This window comes from Pectobacterium hainanensis, from assembly GCF_046237015.1.
Taxonomy (GTDB): Bacteria; Pseudomonadota; Gammaproteobacteria; order Enterobacterales; family Enterobacteriaceae; genus JBJYIN01.
Genome location: NZ_JBJYIN010000008.1, coordinates 19,909 through 36,738, shown reverse-complemented (window position 1 = coordinate 36,738; position 16,830 = coordinate 19,909). Strand labels below are relative to the sequence as shown.

Genomic DNA, 16,830 nt, shown 5'->3' with positions numbered 1-16,830 from the left:
GACGCTATGAATAAGAAAAAAGGGGTCGCTATCGGCGGTATTATCATACTCATCATCGCGATAGCATACGCCATGACTCACTATCGGCAACAGCAGGACAAACCGCTCACGCTTTATGGCAATGTTGATATCCGCACGGTCAATCTGGGGTTTCGTGTCGGAGGGCGGCTCATTGCATTGGCGGTCGATGAAGGCGACAGCATCAAACCGGGACAGCAGTTGGCAACACTGGATGGCGCACCTTACCTCAACGCGTTGCACCAGGCACAGGCTAACGTTGCCAGCGCCCAAGCACAACTGGGGCTATTACAGGAAGGCTATCGGCAAGAAGAAATCGCTCAGGTCCGTGCCACACTGGCACAAAATCAGGCTGCTTACGATTATGCCAATAGTTTTTATCTACGCCAGCAAGGTCTGTGGGCAAAACGCGTTATTTCTGCCGATGCGTTGGAAGATGCAAAGACCATGCGTAATCAGGCTTTGGCGACATTGCAGGCAGCCAGAGATAAGCTGAGCCAGTATGAAAACGGCAACCGACCACAGGAGGTCGCAGCGGCACAGGCAACGCTGGCTCAGGCACTCGCCGTACAGGCTCAGGCTGAATTGGATCTAAAAGATACCGAGCTCTATTCCCCATCCGCCGGTGTCATTCTGACCCGGGCAGTCGAACCGGGTAGCATGCTCAACGCTGGCGGCACCGTATTTACGCTGTCACTGACAACGCCCGTCTGGGTTCGCGCCTACATCAGTGAAAAAGATCTCGGTCGGGCCGTTCCCGGTAGCGATATTCTGATTTATACCGATAGCCGACCGAATGCGCCTTATCACGGCAAAATCGGCTTTGTTTCTCCCAGCGCGGAATTCACACCCAAAAACGTCGAAACGGAAGACCTCCGCACCGATCTGGTTTATCGTCTGCGCATCATTGTCAATGACGCCGATGACCTGCTTCGTCAGGGAATGCCCGTCACCTTACGCTTTGATCTGGACGCTCAGGGTCAACCACGCCATGAGTGACATGCCCGTAACAATCACGCTCAATGCGTTAGAAAAACACTTTCCCGGACAGGATAAACCTGCACTGGCCCGCCTCACCGCCGAAATTCACAGCGGCGCGGTAACCGGATTGGTCGGGCCGGATGGCGCAGGTAAAACAACGCTGCTGCGCATGTTGGCAGGGTTGCTGACGCCAAGTCAGGGTGAGATGACGGTTCTCGGTCTAAATCCCATCAAGGACGATCGCCAACTGCATGCCATTCTTGGCTATATGCCACAGAAGTTCGGGTTATACGAAGACCTGACGGTCATGGAAAACCTGACGCTATATGCCGATTTACGCGGCATCACGGGCCAGGTTCGCCAGGACACATTTGAACGGCTGTTATCCTTTACCGATCTCACTCATTTTACCCATCGGCTGGCGGGTAAATTATCCGGCGGCATGAAACAAAAACTGGGGCTGGCCTGTACGCTGTTGGGCCAACCGCGCGTGCTGCTACTCGACGAACCTGGGGTCGGCGTGGATCCGATTTCCCGACGCGAACTGTGGCAAATGGTGCACGAGTTAGCAAATGACGGCATGCTGATCGTCTGGAGTACGTCTTATCTTGATGAGGCTGAACAATGCCGTGACGTCCTTCTGCTAAACGAAGGTGAGTTACTCTACCGCGGCGAACCCAAAGAACTGACAAAAAGTATGGCGGGACGAAGCGTTCTGATTAACGTCAGTACGGGCAACCATCGTAAGCTTCTGCAACACGCGCTAGGACTGCCGCATGTCAGCGACGGCGTGATCCAGGGACAATATGTACGACTGATATTGAAAGAAAAAGCAGACCGTCAGGCGCTGTTATCGGCACTCAAACTGACACAGGATAGCTTGCAGAATACCGAACCACGATTTGAAGACGCGTTTATCGATCTGCTTGGCGGAGGCCCGGCCAGCGAATCATCGCTGGCAAAGATTATGCCGCAGATTGAGTCCAACAGTGAAGAAACGGTCATTGAAGCACAGCAGTTAACAAAGAAGTTCGGCGATTTTGCTGCCACCGACCACGTCAGTTTTGCAGTTAAACGCGGCGAGATTTTTGGTTTGTTAGGGCCAAATGGCGCCGGAAAATCCACGACGTTTAAAATGATGTGCGGGCTGCTGGTGCCAACCGATGGCAACGCACTGGTTCTGGGCATGGACTTAAAGACCCGCTCGGGTAAGGCTCGTCAGCATTTGGGTTACATGGCGCAGAAGTTCTCACTTTACGGTAATCTGACCGTTGAACAGAACCTGCGCTTCTTCTCCGGCGTCTACGGTCTGTCGGGTAAAAACCAACGCGATAAAATGGCAGAAATGACCGATGCCTTCAATTTCCGCCCCATTTATCGCCAAACGCCAGACTCTCTGCCATTAGGCTTCAAACAGCGGCTAGCGTTGGCCTGTGCCCTGATGCATGAACCCGACATCTTGTTTCTGGATGAGCCGACTTCCGGCGTTGATCCCCTCACCCGCCGCGAGTTCTGGATACACATCAATGGCATGGTAAACCGTGGTGTCACCGTCATGGTTACCACACATTTTATGGACGAAGCGGAATATTGCGATCGTATCGGACTGGTTTATCACGGCAAACTCATCGCCAGCGGTACACCCGATGAGTTAAAGCGAAAGGCGGCGAGTGACGCAACGCCCTCGCCAACCATGGAGCAAGCTTTTATCGCCCTGATCCAGGATTACGATCGGGAGGAAAAACATGGCTAACCAGAGCGGTAGCATTCATTTTTCCTGGCGTCGCTTACGCGCATTGTGCCTGAAAGAAACGCGCCAGATCCTGCGCGACCCCAGCAGTGGGCTGATTGCTGTTGTCATCCCCTTACTATTACTGTTCATCTTTGGCTACGGCATTAATCTGGATTCCAGTCGTCTGCACGTCGGCATCCTGATGGAACAGCAAAGCGAAGAGGCACGGGATCTGGCAAACACGTTCAGCGCCTCCCCCTTCATCGAACCGACAATCAGCGACAATCGTCAGCAGTTAATTCAACTGATGCAGGCAGGCAGTATTCGTGGCCTGATCGTCATCCCTAATGATTTTGCCGAGCGCATGGCTCGCCCTGAAACCCAAGCCTCGCTTCAAGTCATCACTGACGGGAGTGAGCCTAACACCGCCAATTTTGTTCGCGGGTATGCCGAAGGCGTCTGGCTTATCTGGCAACAGCAGCGTGCCAGCGATCGTGGTGAGGAATTCAAGCAACTGATCGAGCCTCAACTGCGCTATTGGTTTAACCCTGCCGCCATCAGTCAGCACTTCATCATTCCCGGTGCCATTACCATCATCATGACCGTCATCGGCGCAATACTCACCTCGTTGGTCATCGCTCGTGAGTGGGAACGCGGAACCATGGAAGCGTTACTTTCCACTCAGGTTACCCGCGGTGAATTATTGCTGGCTAAACTGATCCCCTACTATTTTCTCGGCATGTTCGCCATGGTGCTGTGCATTCTGGTATCAACTTTTCTGATGAAGGTGCCCTACCGTGGATCGCTACTGATTCTTTTTGGCGTCAGTAGCTTATTTCTCGCGAGCACTCTGGGGATGGGACTCCTGATTTCAACACTGACAAGGAATCAATTCAACGCCGCGATGGTCGCCCTCAACGCCGCTTTCCTGCCTGCCATTATGTTATCAGGCTTCATTTTCGAAATTGACAGTATGCCAGCGCTGGTGAGCGGCGTGTCTTACCTCATCCCTGCTCGCTATTTTGTCAGCACGCTACAAACGCTCTTCCTGGCTGGCAATATTGGCAGTGTACTGCTGATTAATCTGATGTTTCTTATCGCTTCTGCCATCGTTTTTATCGGCTTAACCGCCTGGAAAACCCGGCGCAGGCTGGATTAAGGAGTTCGCATGTTTCATCGTCTGTGGACATTAATCATCAAGGAATTACAGTCACTCTTGCGTGAACCGCAGACTCGCTCCATTCTGGTGTTGCCCGTGATCATTCAGGTTTGCGTCTTTCCTTTTGCTGCTACGTTGGATGTGACAAATGCCACGATCGCAATTTACAGCGAAGATAACGGTCATGCTGCGATTGAGCTGACGCAGCGCTTTGCCAAAGCGCAGTCTTTTTCCAACGTGGTGATGCTACATAGTCCATATGACATCGTGTCAACACTCGATAACCAGAAAGCGCTGCTGATTATTCGTTTTCCACCCCAGTTTTCACGCAATATTGTGAATGGACAGCAAACTACGCTGCCGATCATTCTGGATGGTCGCCGCTCTAATAGCGCTCAGATCGCCGCCAATGATGTACAGCAGATCGTGCGTGATTATCAGCTTGAATTGTCCGGCGATCAGCCAAAACAGAATAATAGCGAGTTGATTATCCGCCACTGGTATAACCCCAACCTCAATTACAAATGGTTTGTTGTGCCTTCCTTAATTGCCATGATTACCACGATTGGCGTGCTAATCGTCACGGCGCTCTCCGTTGCCCGCGAGCGCGAACAGGGCACGTTGGAACAACTGCTGGTTTCACCGCTGTCTACCTGGCAAATATTTGTAGGTAAAGCGATACCGGCCTTAATCGTTGCCTCATTTCAAGCGACCGTCGTACTACTGGCTGGCATTCTGGCGTACCAAATTCCTTTCGCGGGTTCGTTGCTGCTTTTCTATGCCACGATGCTACTCTATGGCCTATCGCTCGTTGGATTCGGCCTATTGATTTCATCACTCTGCGCCACACAGCAACAGGCATTTATCGGTGTGTTTGTCTTTCTCATGCCCGCTATTCTGCTCTCTGGCTACGTATCTCCCGTAGAAAATATGCCCGAATGGTTGCAGCAGTTGACCTGGATTAACCCTATCCGACACTTTACTGACATAACTAAACAGATTTACCTGAAAGATGCTGACTTCACGATTATCTGGCACAGCTTATGGCCATTATTGGTGATTACGGCGACGACCGGCAGTGCCGCTTATGCCATTTTCCGTCGGAATATTGCGTGAAAGCTGAGTAAAACAAAGGCGCGGGAACCGCGCCTGAGAAAGGATCGAACAACAAGAAAGATTAACGACGGTTGCCGAAAATGCGTAACAGCATCAGGAACAGGTTAATGAAGTCGAGATACAACGTCAGTGCACCAACAATCGCATATTTGCGGAAGTTGTCTTTATCATCAACCGATAACGTTTCGCCGATATTTTTCAGCTTCTGGGTGTCATACGCCGTCAGCCCGACAAACACCACCACGCCAATATAAGTTACTGCCCACATCAGCGCTTCGCTCTTCAGCCAGAAGTTAACCAGCGAGGCCAGAATGATCCCGATCAACGCCATGAATAGCATACTGCCGAGGCCGCTTAAATCGCGTTTCGTGGTATAGCCATACAGGCTCATCGCCCCGAACATCCCAGCGGTGATAACAAATGTGCTGGCGATAGACTCGCCTGAATACAGTATAAAAATACTGGAAAGCGTCAGCCCGGTCAGCGCGGAATACAGCATGAACAAGCTGGTTGCCACACCACCACTCAGGCGTTGCACCATACCAGAGATAACAAACACCAACCCTAATTGTGCGATGATCAAACCAAAGAAGGTAATTTGGCTGGAGAAAACAAAATTCAGTACGGCAGGTGTATTCGCTGCATACCAGGAGACGAACGCCGTTAGCAGCAGGCCGCAGGTCATCCAGCCATAAACCTGTGCCATATAAGTCTGAAGACCAGACTGTGAGCGCTCAACGATTGAATCCGAGCGTGGATATCTGTCCATGATGTTACCTTTGCATAAAGTTATCTGATTAACGCGGCCTGAACCGCCTGTTTGAGGGATCGAGACGAAATATGTTCTCCCTACCCTCTTTTTATCCTAACACAGAAATCGCCTACCAGCGTTGCGCAGCCTGTTTATCGCTGTCACGCGATTCCACCCAGCGTTCACCTTCCGGCGTTGCTTCCCGTTTCCAGAACGGCGCACGGGTTTTCAGATAGTCCATCATAAACTGAGCGGCATCAAACGCCGAGCTACGATGGGCAGCACTGACGCCAACAAACACAATTTCATCACCTGGGTAAAGTGCACCTACGCGATGAATCACGCTCACACGCGGCAATTCCCAGCGTTCTCGCGCCAGCTCGACAATCTCTGCCAGTGCCTTTTCCGTCATGCCAGGATAATGCTCTAGCGTCAACGCGCTAACATTTTTATCCAGATTATGGTTACGCACTTTGCCAGTAAACGTGACGACGGCACCATCTTCATCACACTGCGACAGCCACTGGTACTCATCACCCACGTTGAAGCACTCTTCGCCGACCCGAATACGTGTTTCTGCCACAATCAACCTCCCGTTACCGGTGGGAAAAAAGCAACTTCATCTCCGTCCTGTAACGGATGCGATAACTCAACCAATGACTGATTCACCGCCGCCAGCAGTTTGCCTGATTCCAACGCTAACGCCCAACGCGTACCGCGCTGACATAACGCCTGCCGAACGTCTTCCACAGTGGCATAATCGGCAGGCAGCGATAGGCTTTCTGTCTCGATCAGCTCACGCACCTGAGCAAAAAAAAGAACCTTAATCATGCGCCCTCCACCGTAAAATCTCCGGACTTTCCACCACTTTTTGCCAGCAGACGTACGGGGCCAATCACCATGTCCTTCTGCACGGCTTTACACATATCATAAATCGTCAAGGCCGCCACAGACGCCGCCGTCAGCGCCTCCATCTCCACGCCGGTTTTCCCCGTCAAGCGGCACACGGACTCAATACGAACCCGATTGTGCTCCGGTTGCGCTTCCAGCTCGACGGCAACTTTACTCAGCAACAGCGGATGGCAAAGAGGAATCAGTTCCCAGGTACGTTTTGCAGCCTGAATCCCGGCGATACGGGCTGTCGCAAACACATCACCCTTGTGGTGGCTGCCCGCAATAATCATGGCCAACGTCTGCGGTGCCATTTCAACAAAGGCTTCCGCTCGGGCTTCTCGTACCGTCTCCGCTTTGGCAGAAACATCCACCATCACGGCTTCGCCAGCGGCGTTAATGTGGGTCAATTGTGGCTTAGATGATGACATAATGAATTAAGGCTTATCGTTAAGAGAGTTTTTTCAAATGTGGGTAGAAGTTGCACGGTTTCTGACGCGCATCCAACTGTTCCTGAATAATACGTTCCCAGGCGGAATGGCAAGCTCGCGTCGAGCCAGGCATCGCAAAAATCAGCGTTTGATTGGCCAACCCGGCGGTCGCTCGAGACTGTAACGTCGCGGTGCCAATATCTTCATACGACACCATGCGGAATAATTCACCGAATCCCTCGATTTCACGATCGAATAATACCCCAATCGCTTCCGGCACCACGTCGCCAGCTGTAAACCCTGTACCACCATTAATCAGAATAACCTGTACCGTATCACTCGCAATCCAGGCTGAAACCTGAGCTCGGATCTGGTACAAATTTTCTTTAACAATACCACTGGCAACAATGTGATGCCCGGCAGACGCTGCGGCTTCACGCAGATAATCTCCCGACGTGTCATCGGCTGCTGTACGTTTTTCCGATACCGTAAGCACGGCAAGATTAAGAGGAATAAATTCGCTGCTGACTTTACTCATACCAACTCCTGATTCATATCAAACGTCTGACGAATAAACGTTGTGGGGCCTTAGCCACCAATAAACGACAGATTCTGCGTAATGCCACTATTGCCTTGATGCAAAAAGTGGGTCTGTTTTTTGGTCGACAGACCACCAGAAATACGCATTTTCAACGCATCTAGCTGTCGATCGTCGCTCATAAGATCACGAAGAGGAATACCCTGTTCACCGAACAGGCAAAGATGCAGATTGCCTGTCGCAGATACCCGCAGGCGATTACAGCTTAAACAGAAATCTTTCTCGTAAGGCATGATCAATCCGATCTCACCTTGATAATCAGCATGTTGGAAGACTTGCGCCGGACCATCACTACGCCCGCGCACTTGCTGCACCCAGCCCTGCGACAGTAGACGTTGGCGAATCACATCGCCGGAAACGTGGTGCTGCTGAAACAACGCCCCCCCTTCACCGGTTTCCATCAACTCGATAAACCGCAGTTGAATCGGGCGATGCTTAATCCACGTCAGAAATGCCTGTAAACTGTTGTCGTTGACATCACGCATCAGTACGGTATTCACCTTCACTTTGGCAAAACCACACTCAAATGCGGCATCAATACCGTCCATCACCTGGCGAAATTTGTCTTGTCCGGTGATAGCATGAAACTGTCTGGCATCCAGGCTATCTACGCTCACATTCAATGCCGTCAGTCCAGCGTTACGCCATTGCGCAACATCGCGGGCCAATCGATAGCCATTGGTCGTCACCGCCAACGTGCGGATAGCAGGGTTTTCACGAATCGCCGCAATAATTTCAACAAAATCACGACGCAAAGAGGGCTCGCCTCCCGTCAAACGGACTTTCTCCGTTCCCAGTTCGGCAAACGCACGGCTGACACGCCGGATTTCGTCAAGCGATAAGAAATGATGAGGGTTGTTGCCCTGCGGCTTATAACCGTCCGGCAAACAATAAGCACAGCGAAAGTTGCATACGTCGGTTATCGACAGACGCAAATAATAGAACTTGCGCGCAAACGCATCAGTCAGTTGACTTACCATAAACACCTTTCCAAATACGGGAGATGCAGGCATTTCTACCTCGCACCCTGGTGACGCTTAGGTCACGGCCAGAGCACCTTATCATGTGATTTAACACATCACTTAGGCACCAAGGCTAGGAGTTTGACTCTCGACAGCACCGCGGCAAAGAAAGCCAGCCATGCGAAACGAGAATCGTATTTTCACTATTCAGTCTAAAGCCAACAATGACAGTTAGCCACTTAAAAAATCGGTATATAAATAAATATATAGCGATTTTTCAATACCTTATGTTAAACAAGCATACTGTAAAATGTATCGCGTAAATTGTCTCAGGTCATACATCGAGTCGGATTCTTCGCCTTTTAAACAAAAATCAGCTACCTTAGCCGCAATAAAAATCGGTTCGATCCCTTCCTACACGTTCAGCCATTAAGGATTACTATGCGCAATCGCACGTTAGCCGACCTCGATCGGGTTGTTGCCTTGGGAGGCGGACACGGTTTGGGCCGGGTCATGTCTTCCTTGTCTTCTCTGGGATCGCGGCTAACCGGTATTGTCACCACCACCGACAATGGCGGTTCAACCGGACGTATCCGCCGTTCAGAAGGCGGGATCGCCTGGGGAGACATGCGTAATTGCCTGAACCAATTGATCACGACGCCCAGTATTGCTTCTGCGATGTTTGAATACCGTTTTAACAGCAATGGCGAACTTGCGGGCCATAATCTGGGGAATCTGATGCTGAAAGCCCTCGATCATTTGAGCGTTCGCCCACTCGAAGCAATCAATTTGGTGCGCAATTTGCTGAAAGTCGATGCTTTCTTAATCCCGATGTCCGAACACCCTGTCGATTTGCAGGCCACCGATGAACTTGGGAATCCCGTTTACGGGGAGGTCGCTATCGACCAACTCACCACAATGCCGCATGAACTTACGCTATTTCCTCCGGTACAGGCGACTCAGGAAGCACTGACTGCCATTGCGCAAGCAGACCTGATTCTCATCGGCCCCGGCAGCTTTCTGACCAGCCTGATGCCGCTACTGTTGCTCTCCGACCTCACCCAGGCATTGCGCCGAACGCCTGCGCCGATGGTCTACATTGGCAATTTAGGCGATGAACAGAACCAAGCCGCCGCCAAACTTTCACTCAGGGAAAAACTGGATCTCATGGAAGAAAAGATTGGTCGGCAAGTTATCGACGCCGTTATCGTCAGCCCCAAAGTGGATGTCAGCCAGATACATGATTGTCTGGTCGTACAACAGCCGCTAGCGGCCGAAGACGTACCACATCATCACGATCGTCAGTTGTTACGTCAGGCAATAGAAACGGTATTACAGCGGCTCGGATAATTATTGTCGTAGCCAGGGCGTGTGCGTGACAGCCACCAGCATGCCTTCAGGACTCAGGAAACGAGTGACACGCTGCCCCCAAGGCTCCAATCGATTATCGACCAGCAGCGTATAGCCATGGGCCTTAATCGCCTGCGTGGCTTGCGCCATATCCGCCACATCAAACTCCAGCCAACTCTGCGGCACTGGCAACGTGGATGGCCATGTTTTCTGCCCAAAGCAAGATTCGCTAGCCTGTTCCAGCGGCCATACGGCAAAGTGTTTTACCCCCTCCAACGCGTCCGTTACCAGATAATCAGGATTCTCAGCCATCGGTTTCAATGGCAAACGCAATGTATCAACGTAAAATGCCGCGCTAGCCGTCGAGGAGTTGGCTATTGGGCCAAAACCTGCCACAAACAAGACGTCTACGCCAGGTATCGTGATATCCATCGTTTCCCCTCCATCAAGACACAGCAATAAATTGAGCCCGTAGCGCCTGAACTTCGTCACGCAGGCTGGCCGCTTCCTCAAACTCCAGATTCTGCGCATGCGTCATCATTTTACTTTCAAGCTCACGAATCTTTTGTTCCAACGCTTTTGGCGTCATTAATCCATAACTGGCTGAAGGTTCGGCCGCTTTCTTACTGCGTCCTTTGCCTCTTCCGTTACTCGGTTGACCAAGCTGCAAAATGTCGGCAATTTTCTTGTTCAGCCCTTGCGGTACAATGCCATGTTTCAGGTTGTAGGCCTGTTGCTTTTCACGACGACGTTCAGTCTCGCTAATTGCTCGCGCCATTGACGGCGTAATTTTATCGCCATACAAAATCGCTTTTCCTTTGAGGTTCCGCGCCGCACGACCAATCGTCTGGATCAGCGATCGTTCTGAACGCAAGAAGCCTTCCTTGTCTGCATCCAGAATCGCCACCAGCGAGACTTCTGGCATATCCAGACCTTCTCGTAGCAGGTTGATCCCCACCAGCACATCAAATTCGCCAAGCCGCAGATCGCGAATGATTTCCACTCGCTCAACGGTATCAATATCCGAATGCAGATAACGGACGCGTTCCCCATGCTCCTCAAGATATTCCGTTAAATCCTCGGCCATTCGTTTGGTGAGCGTCGTCACCAATACCCGCTCATTTACCGCCGCTCGCTGACGAATTTCAGACAATAAATCATCGACCTGTGTAGCAACCGGGCGAACTTCAAGTATCGGGTCCAGCAGGCCAGTCGGACGCACAACCTGATCGATCACCTCACTACCCGATTTCTCCAATTCATAGTTTCCTGGCGTTGCAGAAACGTAAATCGTCTGCGGAGCCAGTGCCTCAAACTCTTCGAATTTCATTGGCCGGTTATCCAGCGCCGACGGTAGCCGGAAACCATATTCAACCAGCGTTTCTTTACGCGCCCGATCGCCACGATACATTCCGCCAATTTGCGGTATGGTCACGTGTGATTCATCCACGACCAGCAACCCGTCGGCAGGCAGATAATCAAACAAGGTCGGCGGAGGCTCGCCGGGCCCGCGACCAGACAGAAAACGTGAATAGTTTTCAATACCGGAGCAATAGCCCAGTTCGTTCATCATCTCCAGATCAAACTGCGTGCGCTGACTCAGTCGCTGCTCTTCCACCAGCTTATCGTTCGCCAACAACACCTTTCTACGCTCGGCCAGCTCAACCTTAATATCTTCCATTGCCTGCAAAATACGCTCTCGCGGCGTCACGTAGTGCGTTTTCGGGTAAATGGTATAGCGCGGCATCGTCTGAACAACATGCCCCGTCAGCGGATCAAATAACGATAGCCGTTCGACTTCCTCATCGAACAATTCGACACGCAACGCGATATCATCCGATTCGGCGGGGAATATATCGATCACCTCCCCACGCACGCGAAACGTACCGCGCTGAAATACCTGATCATTGCGCGTATATTGCAGCTCAGCCAACCGCCGCAAGATCGCGCGTTGGTCAATCAACATACCTTGTGTCAGGTGCAGCATCATTTTCAAATAAAGATCGGGATCGCCCAAACCGTAAATAGCGGAAACCGAAGCGACCACCACCACATCTTTTCGCTCCAACAGTGCTTTGGTCGCAGAAAGGCGCATCTGTTCAATATGTTCGTTCACTGACGCATCTTTCTCGATAAACGTATCGGAACTGGGAACATACGCCTCTGGCTGGTAGTAATCGTAATACGAGACAAAGTATTCCACCGCGTTATCCGGGAAAAAGGCCTTCATCTCACCGTAAAGCTGTGCCGCCAGCGTCTTGTTCGGCGCCAGAATCATGGTTGGACGATTTAAATCAGCAATAACATTGGCGATAGTGAACGTTTTACCGGACCCCGTCACGCCAAGCAGCGTCTGATGCGCTAACCCATCCTCCAGCCCCTCTTCCAGGCGACGGATGGCCTCGGGTTGATCGCCCGCGGGTTTAAAATCGGACTTCAGTTTAAAGACTTTACTCATAGTTAACTACGCTACTCATCATGCCTGGTTGCCCATGGCAAGCGGATGGGACGGTTTGAACAGAATCAGCCTGTATTTTACAATCTATGGGATAGGGTGATGTCTTTCCACGCTGATTATTATGGGAACCTAACGTGGATTTTACCACCCACATAATACTGGATATAAAAACAGCATCAAGGAAATTATTCCGCTATTGGATAATGATTAAGCAAAGCAATTGGCTAGCACATTCATCGCCGTTCTGCCAGAAGATATCATCCCTATTTATCCCCAATTTCACCTTTTTTTTAACGTGTGGGCGTTACTTATGTTGCTAATTCATGCAGCTCGACATTAGGCATAAAAAAGAAACTTGATTTTAATTAACATTATGATTTTGAATAAATTATCTAAAAAGCGGAGAATAGCGTCAACCTGCCGTCAACCCGCGCCCGCTCTCGTCTGACGTGATTTTTCTATCTCTAATGCACACAGTTATCCACAGAAATGGTGGATAACTCCCACAACCCCGCATCCCCCCTGAGTTGTAGAAATACCCGCTTTATCCTATATCGCCATGAATATGGATTTTTTTCCCACTCTTTGTGCGATTTATCTTATAAGTATTAGATTGAAAAATACTAAAAACAATCATTAGCCCAAACGAGACAAATCAATATACTGCCCCAAATTATGCCGCTGCGGCGCACCCAAATGGGGAATTTCGCCCAACATTGGCGCAGAGAGATGATGCTGTAGATAGTTTAGGTATTCCTGATGTCGTTTTCCCGGTCGGATAATATCGTTCGCGATCCAACCGGCCAGCCGCAATCCTGAATGTGCAATCACATTGGCAGTCAGTAACGCATGATTTATGCAACCTAATTTGATCCCCACCACCAGAATAACCGGCAGTTGTTCCTGATTGACCCAATCGGCAAACGTTTCTTGCTCCGACAGCGGCGTAAACCATCCCCCTGCCCCTTCCACCAACACCCAATCCGCTCGCGTTTCCAACGCGCGAAGCCCAGAAGATAGCTCAGACAAATGAATTGGCCGCCGTTCTTCTCTACTGACAATGTGCGGTGACGTTGGCTCCACAAATGCCATCGGATTCACTGCCTGATAATCAAGCGAGACACTGCTGTTAGCCTGAAGGGCCAGCGCATCGCTATTACGAACGCCCTCTGGCGTGAGCTCGCTACCAGATGCCACAGGTTTATAGCCAACCGTACGATATCCGGCATGATTTGCCGCCTGCAACAACGCGCAACTGGCTATCGTTTTGCCGACCTCGGTATCGGTACCGGTGACGAACCAGCGCTTAATCACGATAAATCACTCCATAAATTAATTGATAGGTAAGTGGGTACCCTTCGGAATGGTATGGGTAAAGCGTTGATAAACGGTTCAGCCGGGTGCGACTCAACAACCCAGGGGTTCGCCCCTGATGCAACCAGGTCGCGCCAATGCCTTTCAACGACTTCATCAACTCGAATACACTTGGGAAATAGCAGGTGACATGCTCACGGTGAAGTTGATAGCGATATGGCTGACACGCCGCCTCTATTACATCAGGCGTGAGGAAAGAGTTGACCCGATGCGTGCCATCCAACTGCAACCAGGCTTGTGACAGTTCTTTCAACGATCCCGCCGCTAGCGTAGAAAAAGCGATAACGCCGTTTGAACGCGTAACGCGATACAGCTCGGCCAACGCCTGGGGCAAATCATCACACCACTGCACCGCTAAATTGCTGTAGCTCATATCTACACAACCCGTTTCCAACGGCAGGCTCTCGATATCGCCTTGCACATAATGTTCGGCGACCTGTTGCTCATTGGCATACGCTAACATCGCCGGAGAAAGATCCAGCGCCGTTACCTGTTTTCCCTGCTGCTGCCAATAGCGACTGAAGTACCCCGTCCCGCAACCGGCATCAAGCACCTGTTTCCCCGTCTGTGGTGGGATAAAATCGAGCAAGCGTTTACCTGTGGTACGTTGTAATTCAGCAAAACGATCGTAACCCGTAGCCGCCCGGCCAAACGCTCGTGCAATCGCCTGCTTGTGATCTTGGTCAACAGACATGATGGATCGCCGCCAGCAATTGCTCGATATCTTCCGGTTGATGAGACGCCGTTAGCGTAATACGCAATCGCGCACTGCCCGGGGGGACGGTGGGAGGACGCATCGCGCTAACCCAAAGATTCTGTTCTCGCAGTGCCGCCATGAGGGCAAGCGCCCGGGCATTATCACCTACCACCAGAGGCTGGATAGCACTTGATGAGTTCATCAGTTGGTACGACGCAGTAGAAAAGCCGGCCCGGAACTGCGCAATATTACGCTGTAACGCATCCCGCCGTTCCTGTTCGTTGCGAATACAGTTTAGCGCGGCACTGAGCGCACAGGCTTGAGCTGCTGGCATCGCCGTGCTGTAAATCAGATGACGGGCGAACTGCAAGAAATATTCAGCGAGAGGCTCATCGCATAACACCGCTGCCCCACTGACACCAAATGCCTTACCGAATGTCACCACTAACAGATCGGGTTTGACACCCTGCTGCCAGCAACTTCCTCGCCCTGCCTCTCCGAAAACACCAATGCCGTGGGCATCATCCACCATCAGTAGCGCATCGTGCGCTTTCGATTGCGCATACAGTTGCGCTAATGGCGCACTATCGCCATCCATGCTGAAGACACCTTCGGTCACCACCAGCGTTTGACCGTCTTCTGGCTTTTCCAGCAATTGTTGCAGACTCTCCGCCTGATTATGCGAAAAGCGCCGCAGTGTCGCAGGTGAATGTACTGCCGCCTCTAATAATGAGGCATGGCTCAATTTATCGGCCAGAATCCGGTCACCCGCTTGCATTAACGCAGCGATAATCGCCTGATTCGCCGCGTAGCCGGAAATCAATAATATCGCTCGTGGATAGCCCAGCCAGTCGGCCAGTTGCGCTTCCAGTGTGGCATGTGCATCGGTATAGCCTGTCACATGACCCGAACCGCCGCTGCCAATACCGTACCGCTCCGCGCCCTGCTGCCAGGCACGAATGATCTCTGGATGATGGCTCAACCCCAGATAATCATTACTGGAAAAATTCAGATAACGGCGTTCATCCTGCACCAGCCAGCGTCCATTTCCACCCTGATTAACCTGCCGCCAACGGTATGCATCGTCCTGTTGCCGTTGCGTCAACGCCTGCGCAATGCGTGCTTGCCAACTCATCGTACCGGGCTCCGCGTTATCTTACTTTTCTGTACGGATGATTCAGCTTTAGACAAACACACGATCTTAAACCGCCGCATTGTAAAACTGCTCGCTATCACCGTGGGTCAATTGATTCACCAACCGCGCCTGCTGTTGGTTATCACCGTACTCAACTTCGGTCTGCTGCGGATTCAGCCCGAGTTTGCGGAACAACATCACATCTTTGTCTTCTTTCGGATTCGGTGTGGTCAGCAGTTTGCAGCCATAGAAAATGGAGTTAGCGCCCGCCATAAAACACATGGCTTGCGTTTGTTCACTCATCTGTTCACGCCCTGCCGATAGTCGCACGTAAGACGATGGCATCATGATGCGCGCGACGGCAATGGTGCGGATAAAATCAAACGGATCAACGTCATCGTTATCGGCTAAAGGCGTTCCCTTCACCTTGACCAGCATATTAATCGGCACACTTTCCGGCGGCTTGGGCAGGTTAGCCAACTGTACCAAGAGTCCGGCTCTGTCTCGTACCGTTTCGCCCAGCCCGACAATACCGCCCGAGCAGACTTTAATCCCGGCATGTCGTACTTTCCCCAGCGTATCCAGGCGTTCCTGATAACTGCGCGTCGTGATGATATTGCCGTAGAACTCTGGGGAGGTATCCAGATTGTGGTTATAGAAATCCAGCCCCGCCGAGGCGAGTCTCTCCGCCTGATCGCCACTCAACGTCCCAAGCGTCATACAGGTTTCCATACCCAGTTCCTTAACCCCCTGGACCATCTGCTCCAGATAAGGCATATCGCGCTCATGCGGGTTTTTCCACGCGGCCCCCATACAAAAACGGGTCGAACCGGCGGCTTTTGCCTGACGTGCTGATTCCAGCACTTGTTCCACCTGCATCAGCCGCTCGGTTTCAATGCCTGTCCGATAACGCGAGCTTTGTGGACAATACTTACAATCTTCCGGGCAAGCGCCAGTTTTTATCGATAGCAGTGTACTAACCTGCACCTGACGAGGGTCAAAATGCTGACGGTGGACCTGCTGAGCCTCAAACATCAGTTCCAGAAATGGTTTATTAAAAAGATCCTTTGCTTGCTCAAGCGTCCAGTAAATGCGGTCAGCCATCACGGCGTCTCCAAAATAAAATTGTTTCGCCAGTTTAAATCTACCCGATATACTGTCAACCAAATTATATCCA

The 16,830-nt window shown here is 51.3% G+C and carries 17 protein-coding genes and 1 riboswitch; of the genes, 5 read left to right on the top strand and 12 right to left on the bottom strand.

What is annotated here, in order from left to right:
- The first annotated feature begins 6 nt into the window (after nucleotides 1-6).
- The 4 genes from hlyD to ACKPVM_RS09860 are packed head-to-tail and all read left to right on the top strand — an operon-like array spanning nucleotide 7 to nucleotide 5,006.
- A complete protein-coding gene (gene hlyD, locus ACKPVM_RS09875) occupies nucleotides 7-1,017 on the top strand; it encodes a secretion protein HlyD (RefSeq protein WP_409308876.1) in 1,011 nt (336 codons plus the stop codon).
- A complete protein-coding gene (locus tag ACKPVM_RS09870) occupies nucleotides 1,010-2,752 on the top strand; it encodes an ATP-binding cassette domain-containing protein (RefSeq protein WP_409308875.1) in 1,743 nt (580 codons plus the stop codon). The genes hlyD and ACKPVM_RS09870 overlap by 8 nt, the downstream gene beginning before the upstream one ends.
- On the top strand, nucleotides 2,745-3,890 hold the full coding sequence (locus ACKPVM_RS09865) for an ABC transporter permease (protein WP_409308874.1): 1,146 nt from the start codon (nucleotides 2,745-2,747) through the stop codon (nucleotides 3,888-3,890). Before ACKPVM_RS09870 ends, ACKPVM_RS09865 begins: the two co-directional genes overlap by 8 nt.
- 9 nt (nucleotides 3,891-3,899) lie before the next feature.
- The gene (locus ACKPVM_RS09860) at nucleotides 3,900-5,006 is read left to right on the top strand and encodes an ABC transporter permease (RefSeq protein ID WP_409308873.1); all 1,107 of its coding nucleotides are present in this window, start codon (nucleotides 3,900-3,902) and stop codon (nucleotides 5,004-5,006) included.
- Between the two features lie 61 nt (nucleotides 5,007-5,067).
- On the opposite strand, the gene ACKPVM_RS09855 is transcribed toward ACKPVM_RS09860, so the two are convergent.
- From ACKPVM_RS09855 to moaA, 6 genes are all read right to left on the bottom strand, one after another.
- The gene (locus tag ACKPVM_RS09855) at nucleotides 5,068-5,775 is read right to left on the bottom strand and encodes a Bax inhibitor-1/YccA family protein (RefSeq protein ID WP_409308872.1); all 708 of its coding nucleotides are present in this window, start codon (nucleotides 5,773-5,775) and stop codon (nucleotides 5,068-5,070) included.
- 112 nt (nucleotides 5,776-5,887) lie between these two features.
- Nucleotides 5,888-6,340: a molybdopterin synthase catalytic subunit MoaE gene (moaE, locus tag ACKPVM_RS09850; protein WP_409308871.1), complete on the bottom strand. Its 453-nt coding sequence runs from the start codon at nucleotides 6,338-6,340 to the stop codon at nucleotides 5,888-5,890.
- 2 nt (nucleotides 6,341-6,342) lie between these two features.
- Nucleotides 6,343-6,588 carry a molybdopterin synthase sulfur carrier subunit gene (gene moaD, locus ACKPVM_RS09845; protein ID WP_409308870.1) on the bottom strand — a complete coding sequence of 82 codons (246 nt, stop codon included), beginning with the start codon at nucleotides 6,586-6,588 and terminating at the stop codon, nucleotides 6,343-6,345.
- Complete coding sequence (gene moaC / locus ACKPVM_RS09840; protein ID WP_409308869.1) at nucleotides 6,585-7,079, bottom strand: cyclic pyranopterin monophosphate synthase MoaC; 495 nt, start codon at nucleotides 7,077-7,079, stop codon at nucleotides 6,585-6,587. Before moaC ends, moaD begins: the two co-directional genes overlap by 4 nt.
- A gap of 19 nt (nucleotides 7,080-7,098) precedes the next feature.
- Complete coding sequence (gene moaB / locus ACKPVM_RS09835; RefSeq protein WP_409308868.1) at nucleotides 7,099-7,617, bottom strand: molybdenum cofactor biosynthesis protein B; 519 nt, start codon at nucleotides 7,615-7,617, stop codon at nucleotides 7,099-7,101.
- 50 nt (nucleotides 7,618-7,667) lie between these two features.
- Nucleotides 7,668-8,657 carry a GTP 3',8-cyclase MoaA gene (moaA, locus tag ACKPVM_RS09830; protein ID WP_409308867.1) on the bottom strand — a complete coding sequence of 330 codons (990 nt, stop codon included), beginning with the start codon at nucleotides 8,655-8,657 and terminating at the stop codon, nucleotides 7,668-7,670.
- A riboswitch (molybdenum cofactor riboswitch) is annotated at nucleotides 8,645-8,791 on the bottom strand. Its footprint overlaps the gene before it by 13 nt.
- 289 nt (nucleotides 8,792-9,080) lie before the next feature.
- Here moaA and ACKPVM_RS09825 point away from each other — a divergent pair.
- Nucleotides 9,081-9,989 carry a gluconeogenesis factor YvcK family protein gene (locus tag ACKPVM_RS09825; protein WP_409308866.1) on the top strand — a complete coding sequence of 303 codons (909 nt, stop codon included), beginning with the start codon at nucleotides 9,081-9,083 and terminating at the stop codon, nucleotides 9,987-9,989.
- Here ACKPVM_RS09825 and ACKPVM_RS09820 read toward each other — a convergent pair whose 3' ends face one another.
- The 6 genes from ACKPVM_RS09820 to bioB all read right to left on the bottom strand — a co-directional run bounded on the left by ACKPVM_RS09820 (nucleotide 9,990) and on the right by bioB (nucleotide 16,757).
- Complete coding sequence (locus ACKPVM_RS09820) at nucleotides 9,990-10,421, bottom strand: VOC family protein (RefSeq protein WP_409308865.1); 432 nt, start codon at nucleotides 10,419-10,421, stop codon at nucleotides 9,990-9,992. It abuts the gene before it with no gap.
- A gap of 13 nt (nucleotides 10,422-10,434) precedes the next feature.
- Nucleotides 10,435-12,447, bottom strand: coding sequence for an excinuclease ABC subunit UvrB (gene uvrB / locus ACKPVM_RS09815; protein ID WP_409308864.1), 2,013 nt, complete (start codon nucleotides 12,445-12,447; stop codon nucleotides 10,435-10,437).
- A gap of 636 nt (nucleotides 12,448-13,083) precedes the next feature.
- Nucleotides 13,084-13,761: a dethiobiotin synthase gene (gene bioD, locus ACKPVM_RS09810; RefSeq protein WP_409308863.1), complete on the bottom strand. Its 678-nt coding sequence runs from the start codon at nucleotides 13,759-13,761 to the stop codon at nucleotides 13,084-13,086.
- Nucleotides 13,754-14,515, bottom strand: a complete 762-nt coding sequence (gene bioC / locus ACKPVM_RS09805; protein WP_409308862.1) for a malonyl-ACP O-methyltransferase BioC — start codon at nucleotides 14,513-14,515, stop codon at nucleotides 13,754-13,756. The genes bioD and bioC overlap by 8 nt, the downstream gene beginning before the upstream one ends.
- A complete protein-coding gene (bioF, locus tag ACKPVM_RS09800; RefSeq protein WP_409308861.1) occupies nucleotides 14,505-15,653 on the bottom strand; it encodes an 8-amino-7-oxononanoate synthase in 1,149 nt (382 codons plus the stop codon). The genes bioC and bioF overlap by 11 nt, the downstream gene beginning before the upstream one ends.
- A gap of 66 nt (nucleotides 15,654-15,719) precedes the next feature.
- A complete protein-coding gene (bioB, locus tag ACKPVM_RS09795) occupies nucleotides 15,720-16,757 on the bottom strand; it encodes a biotin synthase BioB (RefSeq protein WP_409308860.1) in 1,038 nt (345 codons plus the stop codon).
- Nucleotides 16,758-16,830 lie beyond the last annotated feature (73 nt).

Bases quoted from the DNA above. Each gene is read 5' to 3' on its own strand.
- ACKPVM_RS09820 (WP_409308865.1), bottom strand. From the start codon at position 10,421: ATGGATATCACGATACCTGGCGTAGACGTCTTGTTTGTGGCAGGTTTT.
- moaD (WP_409308870.1), bottom strand. From the start codon at position 6,588: ATGATTAAGGTTCTTTTTTTTGCTCAGGTGCGTGAGCTGATCGAGACA.
- ACKPVM_RS09860 (WP_409308873.1), top strand. From the start codon at position 3,900: ATGTTTCATCGTCTGTGGACATTAATCATCAAGGAATTACAGTCACTC.
- bioF (WP_409308861.1), bottom strand. From the start codon at position 15,653: ATGAGTTGGCAAGCACGCATTGCGCAGGCGTTGACGCAACGGCAACAG.
- uvrB (WP_409308864.1), bottom strand. From the start codon at position 12,447: ATGAGTAAAGTCTTTAAACTGAAGTCCGATTTTAAACCCGCGGGCGAT.
- moaC (WP_409308869.1), bottom strand. From the start codon at position 7,079: ATGTCATCATCTAAGCCACAATTGACCCACATTAACGCCGCTGGCGAA.
- moaB (WP_409308868.1), bottom strand. From the start codon at position 7,617: ATGAGTAAAGTCAGCAGCGAATTTATTCCTCTTAATCTTGCCGTGCTT.
- moaA (WP_409308867.1), bottom strand. From the start codon at position 8,657: ATGGTAAGTCAACTGACTGATGCGTTTGCGCGCAAGTTCTATTATTTG.
- ACKPVM_RS09865 (WP_409308874.1), top strand. From the start codon at position 2,745: ATGGCTAACCAGAGCGGTAGCATTCATTTTTCCTGGCGTCGCTTACGC.
- ACKPVM_RS09825 (WP_409308866.1), top strand. From the start codon at position 9,081: ATGCGCAATCGCACGTTAGCCGACCTCGATCGGGTTGTTGCCTTGGGA.
- bioC (WP_409308862.1), bottom strand. From the start codon at position 14,515: ATGTCTGTTGACCAAGATCACAAGCAGGCGATTGCACGAGCGTTTGGC.
- ACKPVM_RS09870 (WP_409308875.1), top strand. From the start codon at position 1,010: ATGAGTGACATGCCCGTAACAATCACGCTCAATGCGTTAGAAAAACAC.
- bioB (WP_409308860.1), bottom strand. From the start codon at position 16,757: ATGGCTGACCGCATTTACTGGACGCTTGAGCAAGCAAAGGATCTTTTT.
- ACKPVM_RS09855 (WP_409308872.1), bottom strand. From the start codon at position 5,775: ATGGACAGATATCCACGCTCGGATTCAATCGTTGAGCGCTCACAGTCT.
- hlyD (WP_409308876.1), top strand. From the start codon at position 7: ATGAATAAGAAAAAAGGGGTCGCTATCGGCGGTATTATCATACTCATC.